Annotated in this window: 14 protein-coding genes; 10 read left to right on the top strand and 4 right to left on the bottom strand. The window is 74.8% G+C overall.

Translation table 11 applies throughout. The features are described 5' to 3' along the window. Positions 1-12 precede the first annotated feature (12 nt). The 10 genes from sufC (at position 13) to PKC53_RS15290 (ending at position 7,004) form a co-directional block, all read left to right on the top strand. On the top strand, positions 13-807 hold the full coding sequence (gene sufC, locus PKC53_RS15245) for a Fe-S cluster assembly ATPase SufC (protein ID WP_324430099.1): 795 nt from the start codon (positions 13-15) through the stop codon (positions 805-807). Further along, positions 804-2,117, top strand: a complete 1,314-nt coding sequence (locus PKC53_RS15250; protein WP_324430101.1) for a SufD family Fe-S cluster assembly protein — start codon at positions 804-806, stop codon at positions 2,115-2,117. The genes sufC and PKC53_RS15250 overlap by 4 nt, the downstream gene beginning before the upstream one ends. Further along, positions 2,110-3,381, top strand: coding sequence for an aminotransferase class V-fold PLP-dependent enzyme (locus PKC53_RS15255; RefSeq protein WP_324430103.1), 1,272 nt, complete (start codon positions 2,110-2,112; stop codon positions 3,379-3,381). Before PKC53_RS15250 ends, PKC53_RS15255 begins: the two co-directional genes overlap by 8 nt. Further along, positions 3,378-3,869, top strand: coding sequence for a Fe-S cluster assembly sulfur transfer protein SufU (gene sufU / locus PKC53_RS15260; protein ID WP_324430105.1), 492 nt, complete (start codon positions 3,378-3,380; stop codon positions 3,867-3,869). Before PKC53_RS15255 ends, sufU begins: the two co-directional genes overlap by 4 nt. Beyond that, positions 3,866-4,414 carry a putative Fe-S cluster assembly protein SufT gene (gene sufT, locus PKC53_RS15265; RefSeq protein WP_324430107.1) on the top strand — a complete coding sequence of 183 codons (549 nt, stop codon included), beginning with the start codon at positions 3,866-3,868 and terminating at the stop codon, positions 4,412-4,414. Before sufU ends, sufT begins: the two co-directional genes overlap by 4 nt. Before the next feature lie 18 nt (positions 4,415-4,432). After that, a complete protein-coding gene (locus PKC53_RS15270; RefSeq protein WP_324430109.1) occupies positions 4,433-4,876 on the top strand; it encodes an Rrf2 family transcriptional regulator in 444 nt (147 codons plus the stop codon). A gap of 25 nt (positions 4,877-4,901) precedes the next feature. Continuing rightward, a complete protein-coding gene (locus PKC53_RS15275) occupies positions 4,902-5,522 on the top strand; it encodes a hypothetical protein (protein WP_324430111.1) in 621 nt (206 codons plus the stop codon). An 86-nt stretch (positions 5,523-5,608) separates the two neighbouring features. Further along, complete coding sequence (gene sdhC, locus PKC53_RS15280; RefSeq protein WP_324430113.1) at positions 5,609-5,965, top strand: succinate dehydrogenase, cytochrome b556 subunit; 357 nt, start codon at positions 5,609-5,611, stop codon at positions 5,963-5,965. Then, positions 5,962-6,312 carry a succinate dehydrogenase, hydrophobic membrane anchor protein gene (sdhD, locus tag PKC53_RS15285; protein WP_324430115.1) on the top strand — a complete coding sequence of 117 codons (351 nt, stop codon included), beginning with the start codon at positions 5,962-5,964 and terminating at the stop codon, positions 6,310-6,312. Before sdhC ends, sdhD begins: the two co-directional genes overlap by 4 nt. After that, positions 6,309-7,004 carry a succinate dehydrogenase iron-sulfur subunit gene (locus tag PKC53_RS15290; protein ID WP_324430118.1) on the top strand — a complete coding sequence of 232 codons (696 nt, stop codon included), beginning with the start codon at positions 6,309-6,311 and terminating at the stop codon, positions 7,002-7,004. Before sdhD ends, PKC53_RS15290 begins: the two co-directional genes overlap by 4 nt. A gap of 19 nt (positions 7,005-7,023) precedes the next feature. On the opposite strand, the gene PKC53_RS15295 is transcribed toward PKC53_RS15290, so the two are convergent. From PKC53_RS15295 to PKC53_RS15310, 4 genes are all read right to left on the bottom strand, one after another. Further along, complete coding sequence (locus PKC53_RS15295) at positions 7,024-8,154, bottom strand: acyl-CoA dehydrogenase family protein (protein ID WP_324430120.1); 1,131 nt, start codon at positions 8,152-8,154, stop codon at positions 7,024-7,026. Positions 8,155-8,173: 19 nt separating this feature from the next. Continuing rightward, positions 8,174-8,839, bottom strand: a complete 666-nt coding sequence (locus PKC53_RS15300) for an SDR family oxidoreductase (RefSeq protein ID WP_324430122.1) — start codon at positions 8,837-8,839, stop codon at positions 8,174-8,176. A 32-nt stretch (positions 8,840-8,871) separates the two neighbouring features. After that, positions 8,872-10,050: an acetyl-CoA C-acyltransferase gene (locus PKC53_RS15305; RefSeq protein ID WP_324430124.1), complete on the bottom strand. Its 1,179-nt coding sequence runs from the start codon at positions 10,048-10,050 to the stop codon at positions 8,872-8,874. Between the two features lie 43 nt (positions 10,051-10,093). Beyond that, positions 10,094-10,503: isocitrate dehydrogenase kinase/phosphatase-domain containing protein (locus PKC53_RS15310; protein ID WP_324430126.1), on the bottom strand; the 410-nt coding region annotated here is incomplete at its 5' end.

The following is a 10,503-nucleotide window of genomic DNA, read 5'->3' on the forward strand; positions in this document are numbered from 1 at the left end:
CCAGGAGAAGCGATGAACCGCCCTGCCACCCCCCGCGAGCCGCTGCTGTCGGTGCGCGAGCTGCGCGTCGACGTCGGCACGACACGCGTGCTGCGCTCGGTCGGCTTCGACGTCGACGCCGGCGAGCTCGTCGTGCTGATGGGCGCCAACGGCAGCGGCAAGAGCACGCTGGCGCTGGCGCTGGCCGGACACCCGCGCTACCAGGTGGCCGGCCAGGCGCGGCTGGCCGGGCAGGACCTGCTGGCGATGCCGGTCGAGGCGCGCGCACGCGCCGGCCTGTTCCTGTCGCTGCAGGCGCCGCCGGACATCCCGGGCGTGCGCAACAACCTGTTCATCCGCACCGCACTGAACGCGCAGCGCGCCGCGCGCGGCGACAGCGAGATCGACGCCTACGACTTCCTCGGCCAAGCCAAGGCCGGCGCCGCGCGGCTGGGGCTGCCCGAGGCGATGCTCGCCCGCCCGGTCAACGAAGGCTTCTCCGGCGGCGAGCGCAAGCGCAACGAGCTGCTGCAGCTCGCGCTGCTCAAGCCGCGCGTCGCGCTGCTCGACGAGATCGACTCGGGCCTCGACGTCGACGGGGTGCGCGCGCTGGTCGACCTGGTCGGCTCGATGCGTCGCGAGGGCACCGCGTTCGTCGTCGTCTCGCACTACCTGCAGCTCATCGAGTCGCTGGCCCCCGACCGCGTGCTGCGGCTGCACGAGGGCTGCATCGCCGAGACCGGCGGCGTCGAGCTGGCCCGCGCGATCGCCGCGCAGGGCTACGCGGCCTCGCGCTCGCGCGAGGCCGAGCCGGTGGAGGCGCGATGAACACCGCACGCGCCGACGCGCTCGCCGCACGGTCGCACCTGCTCGACGAAGGCGGCTGGCAGTTCCGTCGCGGCGACGCGTTCCGCGTCATGCCGCCACCGCCGGTTGCGGTGTGGCTCGGCGACGACGGCGCCGCCTGCGACGCGCCGCCGCTGGCCGGCGCGGGCTGGACGCTGCACCCGGTGGGCGCACCGGGGCTCGTCGACGCGCGCTGGCTCGACGCCGCCGACCCGGCGCAGCGCGCCGAACTGCTCGCCGGGCTGCCGACGCCGGGCGACGACGCCGCGGCACCGTTCGCCTGGGCGCACCGCGCGCTGTGCCGCCGGGGGCTGCGGCTGCGCATCGCCGCGCCGGCCGACGACGGCGCGCCGCCGCTGCTGCTGCAGCTGCGCCACCTGCCGTGCGACGCGGTCGAGGCGCCGCTGCTGGTCGTCGAGCTCGAGCCCGGGGCGCGCTGCGTGGTGATCGAAACGCACGTCCGCGACGAAGTCGCGGCGCGCCCGCCTGGGACGCACGTCCGCGACGACTTCGCGGCGTGCCCGCCCGAGACGCACGTCCGCGACGGCGCCCCGGCGTGCCGCCGCGACGTGGTGCAGAACCTCCAGCTGCACCTGCAACTGGGCACCGGCGCGCGACTGCAACACTGGCGCCTGGTGCAGCCCGGCGCCGGCGACCGCGTCGCGCACCACGTGCACGCCCGGCTGGGCGGCGGCGCGTTCTACGGCCAAGCACTGCTCGCCACCGGTGCCGCGTACCACCTGCAGCGCACGATCGTGGCGCTCGACGGCACCGGCGCCGATGCCCGCGCCGGCAGCGTGCTGCTCGCCGACGGCGACCGCGGCAGCCAGGTCGACCGCCAGGTGCGCGTCGTGCACGCGGCGGCGCGCAGCGCGAGCGAGGTCGACGTGCTCGCGCTGGCGCGCCACCGGGCGCTGGCCGCCGGCGACCTGCACGCCCACGTGCGCCCGGGCGCCGAGGGCGCCGACGTGCGCCAGCACCTGGCCGGCATCCCGACCGCCGGGGCGCCGCGGCTGGTGCTGCGCCCGCAGCTCGAGATCGAGCACGACGCGGTGCAGGCCGCGCACGGCGCCACCTGGGGCCGGCTGCCGGAAGACGCGCTGTTCCTCGCGCGCCAGCGCGGCCTCGACGAGGCGAACGCGCTGGCGCTGATCCTGCAGGGCATGGCCACCGCGGTGCTGGCGCGCGGCCTCGGCGAAGACGCGCTGCCCGATGCCGTCGGCGCCACGCCGGCGCTCGCCGCCGCGCTGGCCGGCCACCTGCAGCGCGCAACGGGAGACGGCCGTGGGTGACCGGCTGCCCAGCGGCGACGCGATGACCAGCGCGTTCCCGGTGCTCGCGCAGCAGGTCGGCGGCCGGCCGCTGGCCTACCTCGACAACGCGGCGACCACGCAGATGCCGTTGCAGGTGCTCGACGCGATGCGCCGCTTCGACACCCACGACCGCGCGAACATCCACCGCGGCGTGCACACGCTCAGCCAGCGCGCCACCGACGCGCACGAGGCGGCGCGCGCGCGACTGAAGGCCTTCGTCGGCGCCGACGAACGGCACGAGCTGGTCTTCACCTCGGGCACGACCGAGTCGCTGAACCTCGTCGCGCAGGGGCTGTCGCTGCCGGGCATGCCCTCGGGCGGCGGCGAGGGGGCGCTGCAGCCGGCGTGGCTGCGCCCGGGCGACGAGATCGTCGTCAGCGCGCTCGAACACCACGCCAACCTCGTGCCGTGGCAACTCGCCACGCGGCGCAGCGGCGCGCGGCTGCGCGTCGTGCAGCCCGATGCCGAGGGCCGGCTCGCCCCCGAGGCGCTGGCGCCGCTGCTGACGCCGCGCACGCGCGTGTTCGCGCTCACCGCCTGCGCCAACGGCAGCGGCGAGCGCCCGCCGTACGAGGCGATGCTGGCGATGGCGCGCGACGCCGGCGCGCTGACGGTGCTCGACGCCGCGCAGGCGATGGCGCACGAGGTGCCGGCGCTGGCCTCGCTGGCCTGCGACCTGATGGCCTTCTCGGGGCACAAGATGTACGGCCCGATGGGCATCGGCGCGCTCGTCGGCCGCCGCGACGCGCTGGACCGGCTGGTGCCGCTGCGCCTGGGCGGCGACATGGTCGAGTGGGTGTCGCAGACCGACGCCGGCTTCGCCGAGCTGCCGCAGCGGCTCGAAGGCGGCACGCCGAACGTCTGCGGTGCCATCGGGCTGGCGGCGGCGGCGCAGTTCATCGACGGCGTCGGGCGCGACGCGATCGCCGCGCACGTCGAGGCGCTGCGCGAGCACGCCGCGGCGGCGCTGTCGGCGCTGCCGGGTGTGCGGGTGCTGGCGCGCCACGCGCACGGCAGCGCGATCGTCTCGTTCGTCGTCGACGACGTGCACCCGCACGACATCGGCACGGTGCTCGACGGCCGCGGTATCGCGGTGCGCACCGGCTGGCACTGCGCGCAGCCGCTGCTCGAGCGCGTCGCCCACGGGCCGACGACGCGCGCGTCGTTCGCGCTGTACAACACCCACGACGAGGTCGAGCGCCTCGTCGAAGGCGTGGCGGCGGCGGTGGAGATGCTGCGATGAGCGCCGACCTCGACCTGTACCAGCAGCTGGTGCTCGAGCACAAGCGTTCGCCGCGCTGCTTCGGCACGCTGCCGGCGCCCACCCACGAGGCGCGCGGGCGCAACCCGCAGTGCGGCGACGACGTGCGCGTGCAGCTGCAGGTCGAAGGCGACACGCTGCGCGACATCCGCTTCGATGGCCGCGGCTGCGCGATCTGCATCGCCTCGGCGTCGATGATGAGCGAGGCGGTGCGCGGCCATGCGGTGGCCGACGCGCGCGCGCTGCAGCAGCGCTTCCGGGCGGTGCTGACCGGGCAGGCCGAACCCGACGAGGCGAACCTGGGCAAGCTCGTCAGCCTGGCCGCGGTGCGGCGCTACCCGGGGCGCATCAAGTGCGCGCTGCTCGGCTGGCACGCGCTGATGCACGCGCTGGCCGGTGCCGCCGACGAGGACCCGGACATCGTCGTCGACCACGGGCGCGGCGGCACGCCCGACGGAGCGCCGCGATGAGGCTGCAGCAGGAGAAGACCACCACGACGCGCGCGGTGCAGGCGCGGCGCGTGCCCAGCGGCGAGCCGGTCGAGGTGCCGGCCGGCACCGCGGTGACGATCACGCAGGCGCTGGGGTCGAGCTTCAGCGTCGTCGCCGGCGGGCAGCTGGTGCGCATCGACGGCCGCGACGCCGACGCGATCGGCCGCGAGGTGCCGCCGCCGCCCCCGACGCTGGACGCCGACGCGACACCCGAGCAGGTGCGCGAACTGGTGTGGGCCACGCTGAAGACCTGCTACGACCCCGAGATCCCGATCGACATCGTCGAGCTCGGGCTGATCTACGCCTGCGACATCGAGCCGCAGGACGACGGCCGCTTCAACGTCGCGATCGATCTGACGCTGACCGCGCCCGGCTGCGGCATGGGCGAGGTGCTGGCCGACGAGGTGGCGAACAAGGTGCTGGCACTGCCGCCCGTCGCACAGGTCGACGTGCGGCTGGTGTTCGACCCGCCGTGGGACCGCTACCGCCTGTCCGAGGCGGCGCGGCTCGCGCTGGGCATGTGAGCAGCGCACAGGACGACGATGCGGCTGGCCGAATACACCGACTACGCACTGCGCGTGCTGATGTACTGCGCCCGCCACGACGACCGCCTGGTCACCGTGGCCGAGCTCGCCGAGCGCCAGGCGCTGGCGAAGAATCACGTGATGAAGATCGTCGCCGACCTCGCGCACGCCGGGCTGCTCGAGACGGTGCGCGGCCGCGCCGGCGGCGTGCGGCTGCGGCGCCCGGCGCGCGAGATCCGCGTCGGCGACGTCGTGCGCCTCGGCGAGAGCGACATGCGGCTGGCCGAGTGCTTCGACGAACACGCCAACCGCTGCACGCTGACGCCCGACTGCCGGCTGCGCGGCGTCTTCGCCCGTGCGCTGCACGCGTTCTTCGGCGTGCTCGACGGCACGACGCTGGCCGACATCGCCGGCGCCGCACCGCGCCCGGCCCCTGCCGCGGCGACGCCGTCCGCCGCATGACCCCGTCGAGTCCGCTGCCCCCGTCATGACCCCCGCCGCCGAACACCTGCCCGCCTTCTACGCCGCCGCGCCGCGCATCCGCGTGCACGACCCGCTGGCCGCGTTCCTCGGCGCCGCCGCCGGCGGCGTGCTCGACTACGGCTACGACGACGCGGTGCGCCTGGCCGGGCACTCGTGCCCGACGGTGGCCGGCGCCTGGCTGGCGGCGCGCGCCGCGCTGGCCGCGCTGTACCCGCACGCCCTGCCCGAACGCGGCGGCGTCGACGTCGCGCTGCGCGACGAGGCCGACGCCGGCGTCACCGGCGTCGTCGCGCGCGTCGTGTCGCTGGTCACCGGCGCCGCCGGCGACGACGGCTTCAAGGGCATCGCCGGTCGTTTCGTGCGCCGCGCGACGCTGCGCTTCGGCGCGCCGGTCGACGGCGAGATGCGCTTCACGCGGTGCGACGACACGCGCACCGTCGACGTGTCGGCACGGCTCGACCGCGTGCCCGGCGACCCGCGGCTGCGTGCGGCGATGGCCGGCGCGCTGGCCGGCGACGCCGAGGCGCTCGCGGCGCTCGGCGCGCTGTGGCAGGATCGCGTGCGCCGCCTGCTGCTCGAACACGCCGACGACCCCGAAGTGATCGTCGTGCACCCGGTACGCTGAGCCGCGACGCGGCACGCCCGACGCGAGGTCCCCGCCCGATGTCGCCCAGCCGCACGCCACCGCACCCCGCCCCGCGCCGCCGGCCGGTGCACCTGGATTTGCGCCGCATCGCGCAACCGGTCGGCGCCTGGACCTCGATCCTGCACCGGGCGAGCGGCGTCCTGCTGCTGGCCGGCGTCCCGGCGCTGGCGTGGGCGCTCGAGCGCTCGCTGGCGTCGCCGGCGGGCTTCGCGCGGGTCGCCGCGGCGCTCGAGTCCGCGCCGGTGCGGCTGCTGGTGCTCGCGTGGACCTGGGCGCTGGCGCACCACTTGCTGGCGGGCGTGCGCCACCTGCTGAGCGACGTCGACGTCGGCGCCGGCCTGCGCAGCGCGCGGCGCAGCGCGTGGGCGGTGAACCTGGCGGCGCTGGCGGTCACGCTGCTCGCCGCGGGAGCGCTGTGGTGAGGCGCGCCGTCAGCGGGCTGCGCGCCTGGCTGCTGCAGCGGCTGAGCGCGCTGGTGCTGCTCGCCTACCTCGTCGCCGCGCTCGCCGTGCTCGCCGCCGAGGCGCCGGGCGGCCACGCGCAGTGGCGCGCGCTGATGCAGTCGCCGCCGGTCGCGCTGGCGACGCTGGTGGCCTTCGCCGCGCTGCTGCTGCACGCCTGGGTCGGCGCGCGCGACGTGCTGCTCGACTACGTGCACCCGCTGGCGCTGCGGCTGGCGCTGCTCGTCGCGTTGGCGGCGATGCTGCTGGCCAGCGGCGCGTGGGTCGTGCGCGCGCTGCTGTGGCTGCCGGGCGCAGCGGTGGCATGAAGGTCTCGATCTACCGCTACGACCCCGACGACGGGCGCGGCCCGCGCATGCAGGACTTCGACGTCGCGCCGCGGCCCGGCGAGCACATGCTGCTCGACCTGCTGCAGCGACTCAAGTCGCTCGACCCGAGCCTGAGCTTTCGCCGCTCGTGCCGCGAGGGCGTGTGCGGCTCCGACGCGATGAACGTCAACGGCCGCAACGCGCTGGCGTGCATCACGCGGCTGCGCGAACTGGGCGAGCGCATCGTGCTGCGGCCGCTGCCCGGCGTGCCGGTGATCCGCGACCTGGTCGTCGACCTGAGCGGCTTCTTCGCGCAGTACCACTCGGTGCGCCCGTACCTGGTCAACGACGAACCGCCGCCCGAGCGCGAGCGGCTGCAGACGCCCGAGGAGCGCGCGCGGCTCGACGGCGCCTACGAGTGCATCCTGTGCGCGTGCTGCAGCACGCAGTGCCCGTCGTGGTGGTGGAACCCCGACAAGTTCGTCGGCCCGGCCGGGCTGCTGCAGGCCAGCCGCTTCATCGAGGACAGCCGCGACCGCGCCACCGAGGCGCGGCTGGACGACCTCGACGACGCCTACCGGCTGTACCGCTGCCGCACGATCATGAACTGCACCGAGGTCTGCCCGAAGGGGCTGTCGCCGTCGCGGCGCATCGAGAAGATCCGCCTGCGCATGCTCGGCCGGGCAGTGTGATCGCAGCGCGCCGGCGCGGTCAGGCCAGCGCGCGCCCGATCAGGATCTTCTGCACGTCGGAAGTGCCCTCGTAGATCTGGCACACGCGCACGTCGCGGTAGATGCGCTCGACCGGGAAGTCGCTGACGTAGCCGTAGCCGCCGTGGACCTGGATCGCCGCGCTGCACACGCGCTCGGCCATCTCGCTGGCGTACAGCTTGGCCATCGCAGCCTCCTTCAGGCACGGCCGGCCGGCGTCCTTCAGGCTCGCGGCGTGGTGAATCAGCTGGCGCGCCGCCTCGATCTGCGTGGCCATCTCGGCCAGCCGGAACTGCACCGCCTGGTGGTCGAAGATCGGCTGGCCGAAGGCGACACGCTGCTTGGCGTACGCGAGCGCCGCGTCGAACGCCGCGCGCGCCATGCCCAGGCTCTGCGCGGCGATGCCGATGCGCCCGCCCTCGAGCCCCGACAGCGCGATCTTCAGCCCGAGCCCCTCGTCGGCGAGCAGGTTCGCGGCCGGCACGCGGCAGTCCTCGAACAGCACCTGCGCGGTGTCGCTGCTGTGCTGGCCCATCTTCTCCTCGAGTCGCGCGACGCGGTAGCCAGGGGTGTCGGTGGGCACGACGAAGGCGCTGATGCCCTTCTTGCCCGCCGCGCGGTCGGTCACCGCCATCACGATCGCGACGTCGCCGTGCTTGCCGCTCGTGATGAACTGCTTGACGCCGTTGAGCACGTAGTCGCCGCCGTCGCGCACCGCAGTCGTGCGCAGCCCCGACGCCTCGGAGCCGACATGCGGCTCGGTCAGGCAGAAGGCGCCGAGCATCTCGCCGCGCGCCAGCGGCCTGAGCCAGCGCTGCTTCTGCGCCTCGTCGGCCCAGGCCAGCAGGATCGAGCACACCGGGCAGTTGTTGACGCTGACCACCGTCGACGTGCCGCCGTCGCCGGCGGCGATCTCCTCGAGGATCAGCGCCAGCGCCAGGTGGTCGAGCCCGGCACCGTCGTATTCCGCGGGCACCGCGACGCCGTAGCAGCCCAGCGCCGCCAGCCCCCGCAGCTGCTCGGCCGGGAAGTGGTGTTCCTTGTCCCAGCGCGCGGCGTGCGGCGCGATCTCGGCCTGCACGAACGCGCGCACGGCGTCCTGCACGGCCAGGTGGTCTTCGGACAGCAGCATCGTCGCGTGCTCCTGCGGCTCACCAGTCGATTGGCGTGCCGTCGTGGTTCAGGAAGCGGCCGTGGTCGGCCGCGGTGAGCGCCGCGATCGTGCGGCGCAGGCTGGCGACGCTGTCGCCGACCTCGAGCTCGGCCCCGGCGCCGCCCATGTCGGTGCGCACCCACCCGGGGTGGAACGCGACGCACACCGCGCGCCCGGCCAGCGTCAGCGCGACGTCCCTGAACACCGAGTTCAGCGCCGCTTTCGACGCGCGGTACAGCCAGCCCGCGGTGCCGGTGCGCGCGCCGATCGAGCCCATGCGCGACGAGATCACCGCCAGCCTCGCGCCCGCCGCCAGCGTGTCGGCGACCTGCGGCAGCACGCGCATCGCGCCGAGCACGTTGGTGTGCATCACCGCGTCGAAGTCGGCCTCGCTCGGCGACTGCAGGCCGCTGGTGCGCGGGCCGTAGACGCCGGCGGCCAGCACGGCAACGTCGAAGCGCGCGCCGTCGATCTGCCACGCCAGCCCCGTGGCGCTGGCGGTGTCGGCCACGTCCAGGCGCACCGCGGTGGCGCCGAGCGCGCGCAGGCGCGCCAGCGCGTCGTCGCTGCGCGCGCTGCCGGTGACCGAGACGCCGTCGCCGCGGTACTGGCGCACCAACTCGAAGCCGATGCCGCGCGACGCGCCGATCACCAGCACCTGCATCGCGGGTCAGGCGCGGTCGCGCCGGTGCGACGTCACAGCAGCTCGACCGCCATCGCGGTGGCCTCGCCGCCGCCGATGCACAGCGCCGCGACGCCGCGCTTGCGCCCCTGCTTGCGCAGCGCGCCGAGCAGCGTGACGACGATGCGTGCGCCGCTGGCGCCGATCGGGTGGCCCAGCGCGCAGGCACCGCCGTGCACGTTGACGATCTCGTGCGGCAGCTTGAACTCGGTCATCGCCGCCATCGTCACCGCGGCGAAGGCCTCGTTGACCTCCCACAGGTCGACCGACTTCGCGTCCCAGCCGGCCTTCTTCAGCGCCTTGTCGATCGCGCCGACCGGCGCGGTCGTGAACCATTCGGGCGCCTGCGCGTGCACCGCGTGCGCGGCGATGCGCGCCACCGGCGCCAGCCCGTGCTGCGTGGCCGTCGACTCGCGCATCAGCACCAGCGCCGCGGCGCCGTCGGAGATGCTCGACGCGTTGGCGGCGGTGATCGTGCCGTCCTTCTTGAACGCCGGCTTCAGGCCCGGGATCTTGTCGAGCTTGGCCTTGAACGGCTGCTCGTCGCGCCCGACCAGCGTCTCGCCCCCCTTGCCGGGCAGCGCCACCGGCGCGATCTCCCAGTCGAAGCTGCCGTCCTCGTTGGCCTGCTTGCTGCGCGTGGTCGAGGCGATCGCGAAGGCGTCCTGCGCCTCGCGCGTGAAACCGTACTTCGCGACGCAGGTCTCGGCGAACACGCCCATCGCCTTGCCGCGCTCGTAGGCGTCCTCGAGGCCGTCGAGGGCCATGTGGTCGAACAGCTGCGCGGCGCCGTACTTCACGCCCTTGCGCGCGAACACCAGGTGCGGCGCGTTGGTCATGCTCTCCATGCCGCCGGCGACCATCACGTTCGCGCTGCCGGCGGCGAGCATGTCGTGCGCGAACATCATCGCGCGCATGCCCGAGCCGCACATCTTGCTCAGCGTCACCGCCCCGGTGGCGTCGGGCAGGCCGGCCCTGCGCATCGCCTGGCGCGCCGGCGCCTGGCCCTGGCCGGCCATCAGGCAGCAGCCCAGCAGGACCTCGTCGACGGCGTCGACGGGCACGCCGGCGCGCTCGACGGCGGCGCGGATCGCCACGGCGCCGAGCTCCCAGGCCTGCAGCGACGCGAAGTCGCCGAGCAGGCCCCCGATCGGCGTGCGGGCGGCGGAAACGATGACCACGGGATCGCTCATGGCAGGACTCCTTGCAGGGGTTGGCGGGACGCGGCCCGGTCGGTCAGGCCGGCTCGAGCCCGGCGGCGCGGCGCAGGTTCTTGAACCGCCTCGCCGGATCGTAGGGGAAGACGTCGTGCACGTGGCCGCGCTCGATGCGCGCCTTGTGGGCTTGCCAGAACCCGGCGTCGAGCAGATCGGCGTGGTGCTTCATGAACACGTCGCGCACCGCGGGGTTGCCGAGCAGGAACGGGCCGAAGGTCTCGGGGAACACGTCCTTCGGGCCGACCGCGTACCAGACCTCGCCCGACAGCTCCTCCTCCTCGGTGCGCGGCTCGGGCACGCGGCGGAAGTTGCAGTCGGTGATGTACTCGATCTCGTCGTAGTCGTAGAACACCACCTTGCCGTGGCGCGTGACACCGAAGTTCTTCCACAGCATGTCGCCGGGGAAGATGTTGGCGGCCACCAGGTCCT

It is taken from the genome of Azohydromonas sp., assembly GCF_035325925.1.
GTDB lineage: Bacteria > Pseudomonadota > Gammaproteobacteria > Burkholderiales > Burkholderiaceae_C > Calidifontimicrobium.